We start from the raw sequence: 20,154 nt of genomic DNA, 5'->3' as shown, positions 1-20,154 counted from the left end.
AAATGTTTTAACATTCTTTTATAATATTGGTACGCAAATTTCACAATAATGCTTATTTATCATCTGCATTGCATAGCGTTCAAGAATAGGTCTACTATCATCAAATTCATAATTTCTTTTTGATAACTCTGAAAATATATCCATCCATGCTTTTTGCATAGCATCTACCGTATGACTTATTTTAAATATGCAATATTTTCCACCGATAGTTTTTCCAAAGTTAATATACTTATCATAAACCTTAAATTCATCCGAAACAACTAAACATGTATCATATCGACAATCTTTAGGTTCTGTAAACTCCGGGTTATCTTGGGCTATTCCTAATATAATTGAACTTTCATTAAATAAGTTTTTTTCTCTAGCCCAACTTTTTAATTGTTCCATTATTTGCACATTCTCTGAACCGTAAGGACCTATTCTTCGTATATAAGCAATTTTATATGGTGATATTATTTCAATATTAATATCCATAACTTACCTTCTTTTTAATAGAGTACATCGATGCCTGAATTCATCATATAATGCTTTAAAATGTATTTCAACTTGTTTTTTAAAATTGCCAAACTTCTTTGGCTGCGCAACTAATAAATTTTCTCCGAAGGGCTCAAAATCTTTCATTTTACCGTCTCTCTATTTTAATGGCATCTTTTGAAAGTATTATGCTTCTGTCTCTTTGCTAAAGTAAATAAAGATTGGCATCACCTCTCTTTTCTATGATAATCTATCCCCTTAGGCACCAGTCAATACTAAACTTACTCTTTTTTGTAATTAAATATATTACTTCTTATATAATGCGTAAATTTAATTTCCCATTCTGTATCTGAACTATATGCTTCATATTTATTATCTAAATAATGTTTAATAATATAAATCTCTTCCTTTGATAGTGTTTTAAATAATTCTAAAGCTTCATCTTCCCAAAAACACACGCTTAACACTTCCACTAAGTCACTTAAGCTATGAACCTCTTCTTTTACCATTTCAATCTTATCAGAGATAAACCTACAATCATTTATTTCATTGATTAAATTGCATAACCTTTCATTATCCATAGTATCATTATCTATAAACTCACTTTCTTTTAAATCCTCTTCATACTTAAAGGATAAAAATATATTATCAATATTTCCTGTGGATAATCCTACTTCAATTCTAGGATAAATATCTGCAGCTGTTTTTTCAATATATTCTATCTTTTCATTATCAACTATCCCTAAAATATCACATACTCTCTTTGCTGAGGTCTTTAATTTTATTAAAATTTCAGTTTTGGACAAGTTTCTAAAAATCCCTAGTAATGTTTTTCTTTGCAACATCGAAATGGCTAATGTTAATATATCCTCCCCTAAAATTTCAAGTCCTATGGCATTTGTTAGTATTGGTTCAAAAATATTAATTAATAGTACTTTATAATCTGAGCAATAGCTATTTAGAATATAACTAATATTATCCTTATCAAAACATATGCAAAACTCATTTTCAATAAGTAGCGCTTTTAAGTATTCATTTATATATTCAATTCCCTGAAGCTTTTCTGATATGGGATTAGAAAGTTGATAATCTATGCTGCAGTCTATCTTATGAGCGAAAAATCGATAATCATATTTATAAAAAAATTGACCTATTTCATTTAATGTATCGTTATATGATATGTTTTCTATATTAGGTGAGCTTTTTCTAACTGCTTCTAATAATTTCTTCCCCTCATCCATCAAAGAGACTATTTTACTCCAAGAAGCTTTTAACAAGTCATTTATATCTTCCTCTATCAATACTTCATTTACGTTCATTAATCCTCTTAATTCTAATGCTAATAAAAAACAAATTGAATTAAGTAACTCTTCCGCTATTCCTATTGGAACTGATGTGCTATCACCCATTGTATATCTCTCAGTGTGCTTGCCTAGAAAATTCCATATTTTAACCTCAATAAGCATTCTAGCTTCTTCACTTATATTTTTATCTATTTGAATATTATCTGAAAACGCCATTAAACTCTTGTTGCTTTCTTCCATAAACCCTCCTGTATTTCTTATAAAGTACATAAAGATTATTAATCTTTATGCCTCCTAAAATTCATGTCCATACATATCTGTATCATCAACTTCATATCCGTATCTTGTATTTCTACAAAGTTCTTCTAAAGTAGTTCCACTTAAATACTCCAAAGAACCTTGACATCTTCCATCAAAATGTCTTTTCATAAACTCAATAAGTTCATCATCAGCTATCTGATCCATGGCTTCATTTTTAAAGAAATAAAAGGACTCCTGAAGCTCCATTAATGTATCTTTATAATTCTGTTGCATTATATAAGGCGAGTCACAAAAGACTTCCACTATTTTTTTTAAAACCCCTTCAGAAAACTCAATTCTTCCTGTATCTTTTAATGACTTAAAACGATTTTCCACCAGCTCATTAATATCTCCATCAGATAAAGCTAATCCATATTTTATTGTTATTTCATTACACGCTTTTAAGTCAACAGCAGCTTGTTTTTTCTGTAAATCTAGAAATACTAAAGTCATATTTTTATCCACCATAATCACCTCAAAATACACAGTACTCCTAACTCTAACCCATTACAAGACTTGAAATTTTAGTAATTTTGTGGTAATATATAATCAGAAAATACTTCCCAGTTTAAAAATCAATCTGGGAAGTATTTCTTATATTATAATAGATTTTTCTTATATTAATGAGGTATATATAAATGGTATAAACCTCACTTGCCTACAGCTTCTATTTTTTCTTCAACTCTCAACTTTTCAAACATTCTATTTATAGCAGCTTCTCCTACATCAGTGCCTTTTCACCATAAAAACTTTCCAACTTATTTATAAATATCCTCATTGTATTTATATTATATTTTTCATATATTAACTAATAAGTTATACTTCATAATTTAAAATAATAAAACATATATTTCTTTATAGAGATTAGTTATAATATTTTTCTTAAAAACCTTTAGAAGCTGCTCATTAGTACATATTAATAATATTTATTATTTTAAAGTTATGCCCAAGCTTTAGTAAATACTTTTCAGTTTTGTATATATGCTTTTAAAATATTAATCTTGGAGGATTAACAAAAATGGAAAATAACTATATAGAAACTCAAAAGCGCATTGGTTATACCCCTCGCAAACAGACTCAACCTGAGACATATGAAAAATTAGGATTTATGTGTGGTCTAGAAGTTCATCAACAGCTCAAAACAGACAAGAAACTCTTTTGTCATTGCCCTGCAGGTATTTTTCAGGAAAAAGGTCAATTCCATGCAGAAGTGATTAGACATATGAGGCCTACCTTAAGTGAAATGGGTGGATATGACGGTACCGCACTTATGGAGTTTAAAACAAAAAAAACTATTATATACCGTATTGCCAACGAAACCACCTGCACTTATGATGTTGATGACACACCTCCTTTTAAGATAAACAAGCAAGCACTGCAAATTGCATTAGAAATAGCATTGCTTCTTAAAACTAATATTGTAGGTGAGCTTCATATCACACGCAAGCAATATCTAGATGGTAGTATTCCTACTGGCTTTCAGCGAACAGGTATCATAAGCATTGAAGGACAGATACCCTTAAGAACCAAGTCAGTTCGAATAATTCAGCTTAGTATAGAAGAAGATTCTTGTCGTGAAATTTCAGACATTGCTCACGTGAGAGTATATACAACAGATAGGTTAGGCATGCCGCTTATTGAGACTGTTACCTACCCAGATATGAAAACTCCTGATGAAGCTGCTGAAGCTGCCCAGTATATACGTTTTCTAAACCGCAGCACCGGTAAAGTAAGGACAGGCATTGGCGCTGCACGTGAGGATGTTAACGTTAGTATTACTGGAGGCACTAGAGTGGAAATTAAGGGAGTGTCACGTATTAGCTCCATACCAGAATTAGTACACAATGAAGCCTTTCGTCAGAAGAGCCTTTTAGAAATTAGAAGTGATCTAATAACCAGAATACCAGAGTGGAAAGAATGGAAATTTAGCTACGTAATTATTAGTGGAAACAAGGTAGCTACCTCATCTAATCAAGTTTCCGAAGCTTTAAATAAAAGCTATCGATTGGTGGCAGTAAACTTGCCAGGCTTTAAAGGCATTCTCTCGTTTTTTACTCAACCTGGCCGAATGTTCGCAGATGAAATCTCTGACAGATTAAAAGTAATTGCTTGTATTGAAAAACCCAATATGACACATTCAGAAAGTTTGGACAGTGATAGTAAATCTATTAACTTTAAATATATTTGTAACCTGCTCCATGCCAAATATGAAGATGCACAGATACTTTTATGGGGTCCTGAGGCTGATATAACTACAGCTTTGGAAACAATTGAAGAACGCTGTAGATTGGCCTTTATTGGAGTACCTAATGAAACCAGAAAATCCTTAGGAAATGGTACCACTATGTTTGAACGAGTATTGCCTGGAGCTGACCGTATGTATCCAGATACTGATTCCGCACCTATTTCTATCAGCGAGGATTTAATCAATAACGCGCGCAGCAAGCTTCCCCTAGCTCTCAATGAGAGAATAGCTCAGCTTGAAAACTGGAAAATACCTGAGGATACTTTCTTCTATCTTTTGAAAAATAATCTAGTTCCTCTTATGGAGAGGGTTTCTAATGATTTTCAGATAAATCCCATAATTGTTGCAACCTTACTAGCTCATAGGCTTAAGCACATACAAGGAAAATTTAATACCAATTTATCCTTTGATTTTGAAAAAATATATGAACTTTTTGCCTTCATCAAAGAACATAATATAGTGTATGATATTGCTTATGACATGCTGCCTGTGGTATATGAACATCCTGAAATGGAAATGATGTCTGTATTAAAAAGTATAAACTTTACTAAGTGCAGCAGAGATAGTATTCTTTCACTGATTCCATTTATGAATAATAAATTTAATGAAATAAATACTTCAAAGAATAATAAAGCAAAATTTAAGTGGATGATGAAAGAATTACGTAAAATAGCCATTGGAAATATCCCTCTTAATGAACTTGCTGATATTACAGCAAAGGAGGTATATGATAATGAACAATAGCTTAAAGGGTTATAAAGGCACAGCCTTAGAAATATTAAAAAGCTTCAATATGCGCGTATGGAGTGAAGCTGTTATAAAGACTACTCGTGGGGAATTTAAGGGAGTTTTACTTCCACGTTCTGAAAACGATGATGATAGACACATAGTAATTAAGCTAGCCACTGGATACAATATCGGAATTGCTGTAGATACAATTCAGGATATGAAAGAATTTAACTATAAAGAGATTCAATATAAAATTCCGGAAAGGGAATTTCCTACATCAAAAGAAAAACATAATGTAAAATTATTGGGTACAGGTGGCACCATAGCCTCCCGTCTTGACTATCGTACCGGAGCTGTTATTCCTGCATTCTCACCAGGTGAATTATATGGTGCTGTACCTGAACTTGCAGACATTTGTAATCTAAGTACTGAGAAACTTTTTGCTGTATTTTCAGAAAATATGGGGCCTGCTGAGTATAAAGTTCTGGCTCAATCTATTGGAGAAGAAATTAAGAAAGGTACCCATGGCATTATCATAGGTCATGGTACTGACACAATGAGTCATACAGCAGCAGCTCTATCTTTTATGGTTCAAAAATCCCCCATTCCCATTGTCATGGTTGGGTCGCAGCGCTCATCAGATAGACCCTCTTCTGATGCAGCCCTAAACCTTATTCATGCAGCAAAAACAGCCTCAGATTCAGATATTGCTGAAGTAATGGTGTGTATGTTTGGACCAACCTCCGACGAATACGGCTTATTACACCGCGGTACTCGAGTACGAAAAATGCATTCCTCCTACCGTTCAACATTTCGTACTATCGGAGATATTCCACTAGCAATGGTGAATCGCCAGAAAATAACACCTCTTCGTATGGATTACAATCACCGCCGCAGTGACAGTAAAGTAGTTATAACTCCTGTGTTTGAAGAACGTGTATCTCTACTTTATTATTATCCAAATATGAATCCGGATATTATAGATGCTATGATTGACCTCGGCTATAAAGGGATTGTTATAGCAGGTACAGGTCTAGGGCATGTTAATAAACTGCTCTACCCTGCAATTAAACGTGCTGCTGAAAAAGGAGTAGCCATCTATATGACAGTACAAACACTATGGGGATATGTTAATATGTTCGTCTACGATACAGGCAGAGATTTAATGACTATGGGGATAATACCTGCAGAAAATATACTGCCAGAAGTTGCTTATATTAAACTAGGTTGGGCACTAGGACAAACTTCAGATTTATCAAAGGTTAAAGAAATAATGCTTACTCCTGTCTGCGGGGAAATTACAGAGAGAGAACCATATAATGGATATCTAATTTATCAAGGTGGTATTCCTGAGGTAGAAGAATTCATTAAAAAGTTTCATAAGTAATAAATTTTTGTACCAATTTTAATATAATTTTTAAAGAAGCTTATAGCAGTACATAAATTAACCCCTATACAATTTTTAGTATAGGGGTTTGTGATGAAGCTTAATTTTTCTTGGTAACAACACCGTTACTACCATTAACAATTACGTAATCACCTGTCTTTAACTCGGTGGTTGCAATTCCGCATCCTACAACTGCTGGAATTCCTAGTTCTCGTGCTACAATTGCAGCATGGGATAAAGGGGCACCAAGATCTGTAATAATGGCGGAAGCTTTAGGAAATAACGGCGTCCATCCAATGTTTGTTAAAGTAGTTACTAGTATTTCGCCCTTATGAAAATCTTTTGCCTCTTCAAAGCTGTGTAGAATATGCACCCTGCCTTCAACAATACCTGGTGCTCCTGCAAAGCCTTTGATGGCACTTTTATCTAAATCTTGTGTTTCTGCATTAGGATCGTAGTAGTCCTGCCTTCTATTCTTAGAGCTAATCCATTCCTTCGGATTAAATCTCCCTCTTATTAATTGTGGGAAAATAGGCATCTTTTGATATTCTTCAAAATTTGCACGTCTTTTTGCTAGCTTATCAAGCATTTCAGTGTCTCCCTGCAGAAATTTAGGAACTTCAAAGCAGTACATCATAAATATGTCATCGCCAATCCCTGTAACAGAGCCGATTTTTAAGAGCAAATGCCTCATAACTCTAAAGACTTTGACAAATTCATTTCTAAGAGATTCACGGGTATTTGCATCCTTAGAGATTTGTTCAAGCTTTTTCTCAAGCCATTTTTGCTTATTAGGGAATTTTTGAGCAAAAAGCTTTTTGCCCCTCATAAATTCACTTTGTTGTTTCTTTTGCATTTCTATTGGCCTTAGATTTGCATCTTTATATTCTTTTATTTGATTTTCAATAAAGTATGGATCATCTGCAGGATATTTATAATATACATCAAACTCATGTGGGCTTCTGTGGCCATAAAGCTCCAAATACTTCTGACGGCTTAAGCTACCATTAATCACTTGCTCTATTGCAAGTAGCGGTTTCATGCTTACAAGGGTTTGTTCGCTGCTGAAATTGGAACATAACAAATTAGCCAATTCTTCACCTGTCATCTTTGCAAGCTTTTTCCTAAAGGTTGCCAGTGTGGCACTTCCAGCACCTCCAAACCAAATATACCATAATGCTGATAAATAAGGACGCACATCAGCTGACCAAAGCTTATATAAATCCTCTCTGTTTTTAGTATCTTCAATCCTATCAAGGGTTTTAACATACCATAGAGGTGTATTTTCTAGGTAATAATCCTTTTGTTTTTTAGAATCCCTCATGCGCTTTATGCTCTTTTTTGACCTCTGGAACATCTCTTTGATTAATTGAGCCGTTCCAAAGGGATAAATAGGAACTTCAACATTATCAGGAATGTAACCAAATACATCACTTATAAGCTCTTTTGCCTTTGTAACATTATATCCAAGCACTCTTAAGGAAGATATCATAATGCTTATATTTGAATAGGTTCTGCCGCAGATATTTCCAAACATAAAATATCCCGGTACCTTCTGGCACTCCAAATCCATCTCATGCAGCAAGCTCCATGTAAATGGGCTCATTACGTCAGGCACAGCCTCACCAACATTATTACTGCTCCATAGAGCATCTGTATCAAGACTTTGATTGATTTCATAAGTATCATTATCAATTGTTTGAAGAGTGGTAATTGGGCGCGCTTGTACAATATAAAGCTTTCCATCCTTAGTAACCCACTCAATATCCAGCTTAGAGCCGAAAATATCCTCTGCCTTTAATGCAGCTTTATACAAGGCCTTAGCATATGCTTCCAAGGATTTTTCCCCCTGATATTTTCCACCTACTCTTGATATTGTAAAAGGAAAGGCATTTTTTTCTCCTGACACAAGCTGCTCACCCGCTCCAAAAACAAAGTTCCCCACCATATTTATGTGACTTCCGGTAATTGGATCAGCAGAAAAAAGCACCCCTGCCATGTTAGCACTTATCATCCCTTGTACTACAACAGCTATTTTATGTCCATCATAAATACCATGAACCTTGCTGTATTCGCTAACGCGCTCTGATTTTGCAGAAGCTGCAACCTTTTCTATTGCAGAGAACACATCAACCCTAGCCACATCAAGAACCGATTCGAACTCCCCTGCAAAGGAGGTCTTCGCACTATCCTCTGAAAGTGCTGAGGAGCGAACTGCAAAAGTGCTTTCAGGCAGCATTTCAAGACACTTTTTAATATCCAATTGCGCTAGTGACTTTAGCTTATTATTTTCAAAAGCCGTAGATAAAATGACAAATCCATTTGGAACGGCAATACCTGCATTATACATCCTGCAAAGGGAACTTCCCTTTCCCCCTGCCAAGTCAAGTGCCTCATTGGTAATGTCACTAAAACTATAAGCAAACTTCATTTTATTTCCCCTCCTTATAAAATGCTGCACGTAGCACCCTAATATAATCATCAATTTCCCTTATATATCGTTCATGTTCCTTATTATAGTCTTCTATGTGTTTTTCAGGTGATGCCTGAGTTTCACTATAGCCCCTAAAGGTGTAGATAATAATATCAATTGCCTTAGAAGCATCAATGTTCGCCTTAAATAGAGATAAATCTATATCTTTAAATGTCTCCTTCTGGGCGTCTTGAAACAATTGATTTGAGCACTTATTAATTTTTGCTGCCACCGCAGGGTCTTTTTCAAAATATGCTGATGCCACAAAGTCAAAGATAGCAGGATATTTATTGGTGAGCTCAAATTTTAACAAGAAAATATTACGCAGTCTTTCAAATATATCCCTTTTCTTCATATCAATTCGATCATAGAAATCTTGCATTATTATAGCGTTTGCATATTTAAAAAGAAATATATATAAATCCTTTTTCGTTCCAAAATAATGAAAAAGTAATCCCTTTGATATTTCTGCAGCTAAAATTATCTCATCTGTAGTAGTTTTCTTGTACCCGCTACTTGCAAACTTACTCATGGCCACAGTAAGAAGAGTATCACGTTTATTATCTTCCATGGTAAATATCTTATGTTTTGTTAATTCTTCCACTTAAACTCCTCCTCAGAGCATCATTGACTAATCTAGTCAATTAATATTATAGGCTCATTGACTAAATTAGTCAATGAGTCTATGAAATATTACAAATTGCCTGTGAAACACAAGTCAATGAGCTTATTCTGGTTTCTTCAGAGATTCTTAATAAAAAAAGGAACACTTCAAAAGCGCTCCCTCATTACATTTATTATGGTATTCATATTGTTCTAGCTAGACTTTAATACTCAGCTCATAACCGGCAGTAATAAACTTAGTACTCTATTTTCAAACTCTTAATCTCATAAGGTTTTATAGTAAATTCAATTGTATTTTCATTAAATGCTAATTCCTTAAGTTCCTTTTCTTCTAAATTTACTTCCCATACCCTTTTGGGTTTTATTGATGTTGAAAGCTTTATCTTTGTCCTCTTGTTAAAGCTCTCAAACAATCTTACTATAGTATCCTTTCCTGCTTCCTCTTCTTTAACCACTTCAACTATTACATTTTCAGCATCAACAGTAATAAAAGAAAGTTTATCTTCTAGAATTCCATTGTGAGATTCTTCTAAAATGATATATGGCTTGCAATTTAGCTTGTAAGCTTCCTCTTGAACCTTTCCCTGCTGCCATTTACCTTCATGAGGCAAAAATGAGTAAGTAAATTCATGATAACCCATATCAGCGGTTGGGTTTGGCCATTTAGGTGACTTTAAAAGTGTTAAACTTAAAACTCCATCTTTCACGCTGTAGCCGTACTTACAATTATTTAATAATGCAGCTCCATAACCATATTCACTTAAATCCGCCCATTTATGTGCACAAACCTCAAATTTAGCCATGTCCCAACTGCTATTAAAATGTGTGTCTCTTTCAAGGTTTCCATATTGAATATCATAGGCAGCCCTGTTTCCATTAATACTTACTGGGAAGTTAACTCGTAATAGTACATTTTCTTCATTCCAATTGACTTTAGTCTCAAAATCAATTCTTGAACTTTCATGATATAAATTTATAATCTGCTCTATTGTGGATGCCTCATATTTCTTTCGTATTCTTATACTAGCCTTTAGAGGCCCAGTGCTTAAAACTTCAACTGCTTCTATGTCAGTAATATCCCAGGACTTTTCCCTATAATATATATCTGTATCCCAAGCTTCCCAAGGATTATGTGGCTTATCCTCATAAATTACCAAGTTATTTGCCTTTTCACCTGTTTTAATAACTTCTCTTTGTGCACTTTTATCAAATATGGAAGTTAGCTCTCCTCTTGAATCCACCTTCACTTTTATAAATTTATTTTCTAAAATAACTTCCTTATTGTCTATGCGCTTAATCTTTACTGCAGCTTTATTAGGAATCTCATTTACTGAAGCTTCTCTAATATAAAACACCTTATATCCTTTAGCTGGGATATCTGTTACATAGGCTAAGGCTTTATTATCAGTTAAGGTCTGAATTAAAACCCCCCGACCATCTGCATCCACTAGAGTTTTACCTTTTAGTTCTTCTGTTAACACAAACTCAAAGTATTCATTTCTTAAAAAGGATAATTGGTTAAATACTATAAAAGCCTTTTCACTTAGCTTAATGTTTCTACCTACAACTTTTAGAGCATTATTTAATAAATCTTTGCCGCTTTCTATAACCTTTTCGTATTGCTGCCAAGATTCATCATAGACTTCTTTAATAGAGGTACCTGGAATAATGTCATGAAATTGATTTAATAATATAAGCTCCCAGTTATTGTTTATCCCCTCTTTATCATATTTAAACTCTTTGTCTATGTTTTTAGCTATAGAGCTGAATAACTCTAAATCCTCATATAAATATTCACAGAATCTGTTATACTTCTTATTCTTAGCCATAGTAGTATATGTTCCTCTATGGAATTCCAAATAAAGCTCTCCCTTCCAGGTCGGAAGTCTATTATAATCCTTAATCCTATGCTCTAAAGCTTTAAAGTAATCTAGTGTAAAGCTTACCTCAGTTTTAGGACAGCCATGTATGCCTTTATTAAGCCTAATGTAATTCTCCAACATATCCTTGGTAGGGCCTCCGCCGCCATCACCATACCCGTAGCTTATAATAACCTCATCATTCATTTCCTTTGGTTTGTATCTTTCATAGGCTCCCTTAACTTGAGATGGATTTATTTGCGCCTCGTATATGGTTCTATGACTGCCATTTATAACTTTTTCATAATCATTTGCGGTAATAAAGTAGGCTAGGATTTCTGTACCGTCTATACCTTCCCACATAAAGGTATCATAGGGAAGTCTATTATATTCATTCCAGCTTATCTTAGAAGTTACGAAATAATCTATTCCAAAGCCCTTTAAAATCTGGGGCAAGGCTGCAGAATATCCAAATACATCAGGTAGCCATAGCACCTTACTCTCTACTCCAAACTCATCCTTAAAAAACTTTTTCCCATGCAAAAGCTGTCTTACTAAGGACTCTCCAGAGGTAAGGTTACAGTCTGCCTCTAGGTACATGGCACCTTCTGCCTCCCATCTGCCTTCCTTAATTCTTTCCTTTATTTCTTCGTAAACCTCAGGGGCTTCATCCTTTACAAATTTATATAGTACAGGCTGAGATGCCATAAATTTATAATGAGGGTACTCCTTCATAAGACTCAGCACTGTTGAAAAGCTCCTCACAGCTTTCTCCCTAGTTTGCTTTAAATTCCAAAGCCAGGCTACATCTATATGGGTATGTCCTATACATGCAACAGTTCCCTCATTAATTTTTCCACATTCAGCTTCATAAAAATTATCTCTTAAGTAATTTACAGCTTCATTAACGGACCTATAATAGTTTTCGGAATATTGCTTTCTTAAATCTAGAATTTCCAAGGTGTTTATCAAGTGCTTTAAAATATCTATTCTTCTTTTATCTTCTTCTTTTAATAACTTTGCTGTATCTAAAGGAACTTTTATGTCATAGTATAATTTTTCTGTTAGTTCATCAAAGGCCTTTATGTATACATTGAATTTTGACTTAGAGTCATTCATACCACCATAGCCATGAAAATCAACCCTATAGTTCTCACCTTCTGCTGCAGCTTTACTTATAATAATTTCTCTGTGATTTGTATCTAGCCCTTGAACTACTTTGCCATTTAAGAAACTCAAAAACTGAGGATTTACAGCATCCCACTGCCCTTCCTTACCAGTAGCGACTTCTAAAACTACATATTTGTCATTAAATTCTTTTGGAATGGAAACTTCAGCTTTAAACCAAAATCTCTTATTCTTATCTCCCCAAACATCGTATTGCCCAAATTTAATAAAAGCCCCGTAAGACTCATCTGCAGCTTTGCAATTTTTAAAGTCTCCTTCTTTTATGTAGACCTCATCTATTCGCTCTCTTTTATAATAAATAAGTGTCTGAAGCTCTTTCAGTATCTTTTCAATCCTTTCAACATCAAAATACAATGTCCCCACCAGCCTTCATAATAACTTTGCAAATTACTTATTAATAATTATACACTTTAACAGGATAAACTTGCTAATAGTTCCGCAAAACATATAATTTTTAGTTTAAATTTAAACGCCACATGTTTTTATCATATGTGGCGTTTAAAATTTCACTTTTCTCAATCTAATTTAAATTTATCCTACTTCCTGATTCCCCCAACTAATTCACAAATTGCTTCCTTTGCATTATCATTGTATAACCCGCTGTGATAGCACACTATATTCTGTATATCATACTTGGTGAATTTTTTAATGGATTTAACTACTTCGTCCATGTCATAAGTGTTCTCCTGGTTGGGTCCTGATAAATGCTCATCCTGAATATTCATTTCTTTTACAATGCTTGCAAGAGAACCCACATGGCCTATGTCCTGATGTGTTATAAGTACCTTGCTGATTCTTTCAAATGACAACCCAATCTTTTCTACTGCTTCCCGAAACCTTTCCAATTGTCCAGGAAGACCCGTATCTACAAGCACCATATCTTTGTCATCCCATATTAGTACAGGGTATATTTTGGTCACCCTACCCATCAGGTTGCATGATATTTCAAGCATTTCAATTCCATTTGCTATTCTCAACTTTATCTCTCCTATCATTTAAAATTAATTCGTATTTATCTAATCTTTCGTGGCAATGATCAAAAGAATGCATCTTAGCTGTATTTTGCAAAATATATTTACTCAAGTATTCTTTCAAAAAATATGCTGTCACACCATTCTCCATTCTTAAAGATATATTTACTAAAGCGTCCAGCAAACTGGAAACCATTCTTTATTAAAACTATTTGCGATCCTATATTATTAGGTGATGTCCCAGCCTCTATCCTATGAAGCTTATGCTTATTGACTGCTTCATCTAAAACAAGTTTTACAGCGCTTGTTGCATATCCCTTTCCCTGATGTTCCTCGCCCATTCTGTAACCTAGTTCAGCCTTATTAAAAATTCCTCTTTCTATTGATAATAAATTTATTCTGCCAAGAATCATTCCGGTATGATTCTTTATTAAATACATATATGCTAATCCTTTTTTTTGTTCCTCCATTGATTCCTTTACTATTGTATTGAAATTATTTAATTCATAATAGTTATCTCCTCTTGGGAAGCCTACTCTCTCAAAAAAAGCCCTATTTTTAAGTTCGAATGTAAAAAGTTCCTCTGCATCAGACTCCTCAAGTAAATTGATTATAATATCTCGCATAAAACCCTCCTTAATATCGTATTCTTTACCATTGTTCATCAATATAACTTACCTGTCTTTTAATAGAATATTGATCCTTCTATTTTCTTGACAGTGACAAAATAAAATCATCTATCATTAATGCAAAGCTGTCTTCTAAATTAGCATCACCTTGAAAATATCCAAGAAAAGTCATAGAGATAAAGCCATGTAAAAGACTTCTTAGCGCCCTACTTTTATGCATCATTATGGTTTTATCCTTCACGAAAGACTCTAAAACCTGATTAACAATCTTATTAGTTTCTTTCGCTAAACGGAATAATTCCTCATCTTCCTTACTTGGAATATTCATAATAAGTGCGTAGCCGGTTCTGTTTTCAAAGGCAAAATCCCTGTGAACATAGGCAAACTCTCTTATAGCAATCTCGCCACTTTTGCCGATTAATCTCTGCATAAGTTTCAAATTCAAGTCCTTTAAAAGGTATACTGTCATTTCTTTTTTAAGATTATCCATATTATTAAAATGATTATATAAAGATGGATATTTTATATCCAATTTTTCTGCAAGCTTTGGGAAGGTAACTTGATTAAGACCGATTTCGTCAGCCAATGCAAAAGCAACTTGAATGATTTTTTCCTTTGTAAGATTCCGTTTTTGCATGTCCTTAACCTCCTAAAATTCTTATTAAATATAGTTTAACATTACAATATAATTTTATCAAACTATAAAATATAGTTTACTAGCTATATTATGTAGTTTATAATAATATTACAAGTATTTATACTACTGCGAGAAAAATAAGCACAGTAAAAACAAATAGTTTTCTACGATGACTTATTTCAACAAGAAAAGGGGAAGGCTTATGAAATTGTGGAAAAGAAATTTAATAGTCTGCTGGTTTGGAATGTTTGTTTCAGGTATAGGAATGAGTCAGATTGCACCGGTAATGCCGCTTTATATAAAGCAGCTTGGAATTACCAATACTGCATCAGTTGCGGAGCTTTCAGGAATTGCCTTTGGCATTACCTATATAATTTCAGCTATTTTCTCACCTATTTGGGGTAATGCAGCTGACAAATACGGACGAAAACCCATGCTCCTAAGAGCAAGTCTTGGCATGGCAATTGTTATATTCTGCATGGGACTAGCACCAAATGTATATGTACTTATTGGATTAAGATTGCTTCAAGGGGCTATCACAGGCTATAGTACGGCCTGCGCTACACTCATTGCTACTCAAACAGATAAGGAAAATGCCGGATATGCCTTAGGAACACTTTCAACTGCAAGTATTGCAGGATCACTTCTGGGGCCAACCATCGGAGGTCTCATTGAAGATAGCTTTGGTTTACAACCAGTATTTTTTATAACAGGTGCACTGCTCTTGGTTGCTTTTATCACTACTCTTATTTTTGTAAAAGAAGCTTTTGTTCGTGAGACTAAAAAGCCGCTAAGTGCCAGAGAAGTTTGGAATAGTGTTCCTGAAAAGAGCCTGACTATTGTTTTATCTGTAACCTTTTTTGTTATAACTCTTGCATTATATACAATTGAACCTATAATAACTGTATATGTTTCACAGTTAAGCAAAAATACCAGTCATATTGCTCTTATATCTGGATTGGCATTCTCAGCCTCAGGCCTTGCCAATATAATTGCAGCTCCAAACCTAGGTAAACTTTCTGATAAAGTTGGTCCACATAAAGTTATATTAGTTTCACTTGTTGCTGCGGGACTAATCTATATACCTCAGGCTTTTGTACAAAATCCCTGGCAGCTAATGGGACTCCGATTTTTATTAGGACTAACCTTAGGAGGCTTAAATCCTTCTGTGAATACCCTCGTAAAGAAAATCACACCAACTTCTATTACAGGCAGGATATTCGGCTTCACTATATCAGCGGGTTATTTGGGGATATTTGGAGGTTCAGTTCTAGGTGGACAAGTGGCGGCCAGGTTTGGTATAAGTTATGTTTTCTTTATTACAAGTGCACTGCTCCTACTTAATGCTCTATGGGTTTATTCAAAGGTATATAAAAATTTTAACTTGAATTAATTGGAGGATAAAATGAAAATTAAATGGTTTGGTCATTCATGCTTTATCATAAGCTCAGAAAAGGGTACAAAAATACTACTAGATCCTTATAAAAATGTCTTAGGCTACAAACTGCCGGATGAAATTGAAGCAGATATAGTAACTACTAGTCATGACCACGGTGATCATAATAATATCAATGCAGTAAAAAATAGTTTTGTACACATAAATAAAGCTGGCAATTTCAGTGAACAAGGTATAGAGATAAAGGGCATTGAAACCTTTCATGACAAAATTTCTGGAGCCAAGAAGGGAAAAAATATTATATATAATTTTAAAATTGAGGATATAAATGTTTGTCATTGTGGTGATCTTGGACATATTCTAACTTCCCAGCATTTGAAGGAAATAGGAAATGTAGACATATTGATTATTCCTGTGGGTGGTGGTTATACCATTGATGCCTTAGATGCAGTTAAAGTAATGGAACAACTAAATCCTACAGTAGTAATACCAATGCACTACAGGACAAAAGCTTTAGGTCCAATAGGCCTGGCATTTGCTAAGGTTGACAAATTCATCTCGGCTTCAGGACTTAAGGCAGCAGAATATAAAGTATTGGAATTAAATAAGACAACTATTAAAGATTATTCGGGTATTGCCGTACTTAAATATGATTAAGATTTGCATTTAATTTAACTGACCTATAAACAAAAATTGAATAATTAATACAGCAATAATTTCCATAACAATTATAAGAAATTGGTACACTTCTCCTGCTAATTCATAAAATAATAATGGATGATTCATAAGTGAAAGGAGATACTATGCAAATTCATGTTGTTCAAGCAGGTCAGTCTATATTTAGCATTGCACAAACATATAACTCTACTGTTGGCGCCATTACTGGAGCAAACGAACTTCCAAATCCCAATAATCTTGTAGTTGGTCAGGCACTTGTAATTCCTATTGTAGGAAGCTTCTATTGGGTTCAACCAGGAGACAGCTTATATAGCATTGCAAGAAGTTTCGGCATAAATTATCAAACACTTGCAAGGGTTAATGGAATATCACCTACCACCCCACTAACCGTTGGATTTAGATTGTATATTCCTCCTCAGCCGAAAAGAAGTGCAGAAACAAACGCATACGTGGAACCCATAGCTGGTAAGGTTTCCCCTGAATTAGAGCAGTCAGCCCGAAGTGCGGCTCCTCACTTGACCTACCTGGCACCTTTCAGTTTCCAAATCCAGAGAGATGGAACCTTGAAAGAGCCTCCTCTAAACAATTTCAGAAGAATTGCAGATAATAGTGGCGCGATTTTACTGATGGCAGTTACTAACCTTGAACAAGGACAATTCAGTACAGAACTAGGTAGACTTATTTTAACGAATCCTCAGCTGCAAAATACTTTACTTGACAATATTATCGCCACAGCAAAGCGCCTTAACTTTAAAGATATACATTTTGATATGGAGCATTTGCCTAAGGAATTAAGAGAAAACTATAATGCTTTCCTGAGAAAGGCTAAAGCCAGGTTAAGTGCACAGGGTTTCTTAATGTCTACTGCCTTGGCTCCAAAAACAAGTGCCACCCAAGCAGGTGAATGGTATGAAGCCCATGACTATAGAGCACATGGTCAAATTGCAGATTTTGTTGTCTTAATGACCTATGAATGGGGTTACAGCGGCGGCCCGGCAATGCCTGTGTCTCCACTTCCTCAAGTTAGACAGGTTATTGAATATGCTTTAACAGAAATGCCTAGTTCTAAAATCATGATGGGCCAAAACATGTACGGATATGATTGGACCCTTCCTTTTGTACAGGGAAGTACAGCAAAGGCAGTGAGCCCTCAGGATGCCATTTTACTCGCAGCAGATCATAATGTACCAATAAGCTATGATACTACGGCTCAAGCCCCTCATTTTGACTATACAGCTTCAGATGGAAAACATCATACAGTATGGTTTGAAGATGCTAGGTCAATTCAAGCAAAATTTAATCTAATAAAAGAACTAAACCTAAGAGGTATAAGCTATTGGAAGTTAGGAATTCCATTCCCTCAAAACTGGCTGCTTATCGAGGATAATTTCAATGTAGTGAAAAGATAATATGTTTTATCTCATGCTTAACTCTTGAGATTAAATTAAAAGGGGTGATATGATCTCGATATCACTCCTTAGCTTTTCATATCATTTAATTTCTTAAGTAGTTCTCCTTCTTAGCTTTGATTCTATGCCATCCTGATTCAAGAGAAGTAAAATCTTCCACTTTTAAACTCTAAAGAGATAAATTCTGAAGCTGACATATTGAATTGATAACAGTAAATATTATAACAGCTGCAAGGTTCGCAGTAGTATTATCCTGATCAAAACGAGGAGCAACCTCAGCTATGTCAAAACTTATTACTTTGTTGGACTTAATTATATACTTCAAAAAACGTAAAACTCTTTCAGGGTCAAGTCCTAGGGGCTGAGCTGCACTGACACCAGGTGCAAAAGCTGTAGAAAATACATCAGAACATATTGTTATATAAATTTTGTCCTGATGTTTTATAAAGTCATCCAGCCTTTCAAATACACTCCACATATCACTTTGAGCAATATCCTTTGCTAGGATGTAATCCACACCAAGTTTATCTGCTGTTTTGAACAGCTCAATGGTATTGCTGTGCTTTTGTATACCTATGCAAAAATAAGAGAAGTCAATATCTTTACTAAGACATATATCTGATATTTGCCTAAACATTGTACCCGAGCTGCTGCCATTAGGGTAAGGCCTCAAATCAAAATGAGCATCGAAATTTATTATCCCTATCCTTGGTTTAGTATTATTCAGCGTTAAATAATCCATTAAGCCATTGTAATGACCAAATGCTACTTCATGGCCTCCTCCTAAAACTATGGGAAACAGATTCAAGCTCAGTATTTTGGAAACAGCCTTGGAAAGAAGCGCCTGACTTTCTTCCAGAGAGATGTTTTCACAATGTATATTGCCAGCGTCAAAAAGTTTTACATCTTGTGAAAAACGGCAGGGCAGGTTAGCTAATTCTTTTCGAATGCTCTCAGGCCCATAGGCGGCTCCAATTCTTCCCTTATTCCTATTAACTCCTTTATCACAACAAAACCCTATAAAAGCTATTCCTAACTTTCCTATGAATGGTGTAATAGGCTCCTTTCTTAAATCAATTATATCAATCCATTGATGCCAGCGGAATGCATCATAATTATCCTCACTATCTACACGACCCTGCCAAAATTCCTTGTTCATAGGTTCATAATTAAAATCAAACATTTCTTCCTCCTTAAACCAATGTTACAAATAATGATTGCCCAAATTCTATATAATGATAATATATCAAAAATTAGTAAAAAGGAAAACTATTCAAAACTAATTTTAGAAATGTATTCATTATAAATATTCTTTCCCGAATATACCTAATAAAAAATATCCTTAAGAATAATGATAAGGCATTGTGGAAACATAAATAAGGAGGTGTTTCATATGACTAAAAAGGTATTAGTAATACTAATTTTGCTTATAATAATTCTACCATCAATACCTGCTTATGCCATGGGCTCTCCATGTGCAGATATTATCGACACAAGGCAAAACATTGTAGTTAAATCTGTACAGGTGAATTCTGAAATAAATAATATGGTTTCAAGCTGGGTAAACAGTATAGACAATTTTTGTGGTAAAATCAGCCCACTTACAGTTGAAGGATATAAAGTTAGGTTTCCCCTTAATCCTCCTGTTGAATTACGAAAGAAAAGTTTAACGGCAAAAGTTAATGAGGTATATATAATAGTTCCCCAAAATAAGCCGCCATTTCTTATAATTTATGAAGATAAAAATAAACCATCTTACTTTAAATTTCATGGGAATATCGATAACTTATCTAAAGCTCTAGAGTTTAATTTAAGAAATAAATAAAAAAACAATGGCATCCATATAAGTTA

Annotated in this window: 17 protein-coding genes; 6 read left to right on the top strand and 11 right to left on the bottom strand. The window is 34.3% G+C overall.

The features are described 5' to 3' along the window. Positions 1 to 18: 18 nt before the first annotated feature. From ACJDUH_RS02375 to ACJDUH_RS02360, 4 genes are all read right to left on the bottom strand, one after another. Positions 19 to 474 (bottom strand): AraC family transcriptional regulator, encoded by a 456-nt coding sequence (locus ACJDUH_RS02375; protein WP_406763549.1) that lies wholly within the window; start codon positions 472 to 474, stop codon positions 19 to 21. Positions 475 to 477: 3 nt separating this feature from the next. Further along, positions 478 to 621, bottom strand: a complete 144-nt coding sequence (locus tag ACJDUH_RS02370) for a hypothetical protein (protein ID WP_406763548.1) — start codon at positions 619 to 621, stop codon at positions 478 to 480. 134 nt (positions 622 to 755) lie between these two features. Beyond that, on the bottom strand, positions 756 to 2,018 hold the full coding sequence (locus ACJDUH_RS02365) for a DUF6179 domain-containing protein (protein WP_406763547.1): 1,263 nt from the start codon (positions 2,016 to 2,018) through the stop codon (positions 756 to 758). Positions 2,019 to 2,072: 54 nt separating this feature from the next. Next, positions 2,073 to 2,543, bottom strand: coding sequence for a DUF6323 family protein (locus ACJDUH_RS02360; protein ID WP_406765000.1), 471 nt, complete (start codon positions 2,541 to 2,543; stop codon positions 2,073 to 2,075). A gap of 553 nt (positions 2,544 to 3,096) precedes the next feature. On the opposite strand from ACJDUH_RS02360, the gene gatE reads away from it, so the two are divergent. Then, positions 3,097 to 5,067 carry a Glu-tRNA(Gln) amidotransferase subunit GatE gene (gatE, locus tag ACJDUH_RS02355; protein WP_406763546.1) on the top strand — a complete coding sequence of 657 codons (1,971 nt, stop codon included), beginning with the start codon at positions 3,097 to 3,099 and terminating at the stop codon, positions 5,065 to 5,067. Beyond that, complete coding sequence (gatD, locus tag ACJDUH_RS02350; RefSeq protein ID WP_406763545.1) at positions 5,057 to 6,439, top strand: Glu-tRNA(Gln) amidotransferase subunit GatD; 1,383 nt, start codon at positions 5,057 to 5,059, stop codon at positions 6,437 to 6,439. Before gatE ends, gatD begins: the two co-directional genes overlap by 11 nt. Before the next feature lie 100 nt (positions 6,440 to 6,539). Here the strand turns inward: gatD and ACJDUH_RS02345 are convergent, their stop codons facing one another. From ACJDUH_RS02345 to ACJDUH_RS02320, 6 genes are all read right to left on the bottom strand, one after another. After that, entirely contained in the window at positions 6,540 to 8,870 is a 2,331-nt protein-coding gene (locus ACJDUH_RS02345) for a PEP/pyruvate-binding domain-containing protein (RefSeq protein WP_406763544.1), read from the bottom strand. A 1-nt stretch (position 8,871) separates the two neighbouring features. Further along, complete coding sequence (locus ACJDUH_RS02340) at positions 8,872 to 9,516, bottom strand: TetR/AcrR family transcriptional regulator (protein WP_406763543.1); 645 nt, start codon at positions 9,514 to 9,516, stop codon at positions 8,872 to 8,874. A 256-nt stretch (positions 9,517 to 9,772) separates the two neighbouring features. Further along, on the bottom strand, positions 9,773 to 12,937 hold the full coding sequence (locus tag ACJDUH_RS02335; RefSeq protein WP_406763542.1) for an alpha-mannosidase: 3,165 nt from the start codon (positions 12,935 to 12,937) through the stop codon (positions 9,773 to 9,775). Between the two features lie 182 nt (positions 12,938 to 13,119). After that, entirely contained in the window at positions 13,120 to 13,560 is a 441-nt protein-coding gene (locus tag ACJDUH_RS02330; protein ID WP_406763541.1) for an MBL fold metallo-hydrolase, read from the bottom strand. A gap of 98 nt (positions 13,561 to 13,658) precedes the next feature. Further along, on the bottom strand, positions 13,659 to 14,180 hold the full coding sequence (locus tag ACJDUH_RS02325; RefSeq protein WP_406763540.1) for a GNAT family N-acetyltransferase: 522 nt from the start codon (positions 14,178 to 14,180) through the stop codon (positions 13,659 to 13,661). 79 nt (positions 14,181 to 14,259) lie between these two features. Further along, positions 14,260 to 14,820: a TetR/AcrR family transcriptional regulator gene (locus ACJDUH_RS02320; RefSeq protein WP_406763539.1), complete on the bottom strand. Its 561-nt coding sequence runs from the start codon at positions 14,818 to 14,820 to the stop codon at positions 14,260 to 14,262. 202 nt (positions 14,821 to 15,022) lie between these two features. Here ACJDUH_RS02320 and ACJDUH_RS02315 point away from each other — a divergent pair, with 202 nt between their 5' ends. From ACJDUH_RS02315 to ACJDUH_RS02305, 3 genes are all read left to right on the top strand, one after another. Then, positions 15,023 to 16,213, top strand: coding sequence for a multidrug efflux MFS transporter (locus ACJDUH_RS02315; RefSeq protein ID WP_406763538.1), 1,191 nt, complete (start codon positions 15,023 to 15,025; stop codon positions 16,211 to 16,213). A 12-nt stretch (positions 16,214 to 16,225) separates the two neighbouring features. Next, positions 16,226 to 16,873 carry an MBL fold metallo-hydrolase gene (locus tag ACJDUH_RS02310; RefSeq protein ID WP_406763537.1) on the top strand — a complete coding sequence of 216 codons (648 nt, stop codon included), beginning with the start codon at positions 16,226 to 16,228 and terminating at the stop codon, positions 16,871 to 16,873. A gap of 131 nt (positions 16,874 to 17,004) precedes the next feature. Continuing rightward, positions 17,005 to 18,303, top strand: coding sequence for a glycoside hydrolase family 18 protein (locus ACJDUH_RS02305; protein WP_406763536.1), 1,299 nt, complete (start codon positions 17,005 to 17,007; stop codon positions 18,301 to 18,303). A 169-nt stretch (positions 18,304 to 18,472) separates the two neighbouring features. Here the strand turns inward: ACJDUH_RS02305 and hutG are convergent, their stop codons facing one another. Beyond that, positions 18,473 to 19,486, bottom strand: a complete 1,014-nt coding sequence (gene hutG, locus ACJDUH_RS02300) for a formimidoylglutamase (RefSeq protein WP_406763535.1) — start codon at positions 19,484 to 19,486, stop codon at positions 18,473 to 18,475. 210 nt (positions 19,487 to 19,696) lie between these two features. Between hutG and ACJDUH_RS02295 the strand changes: the two genes are divergently transcribed. Next, positions 19,697 to 20,128, top strand: a complete 432-nt coding sequence (locus ACJDUH_RS02295; RefSeq protein ID WP_406763534.1) for a hypothetical protein — start codon at positions 19,697 to 19,699, stop codon at positions 20,126 to 20,128. Positions 20,129 to 20,154: the final 26 nt, after the last annotated feature.

Origin of the sequence: Candidatus Clostridium radicumherbarum, from assembly GCF_045310525.1 — a bacterium.
In the GTDB taxonomy this organism is placed as follows: domain Bacteria; phylum Bacillota; class Clostridia; order Clostridiales; family Clostridiaceae; genus Clostridium_AT; species Clostridium_AT radicumherbarum.
This window is presented reverse-complemented; position numbering and strand designations above follow the sequence as displayed.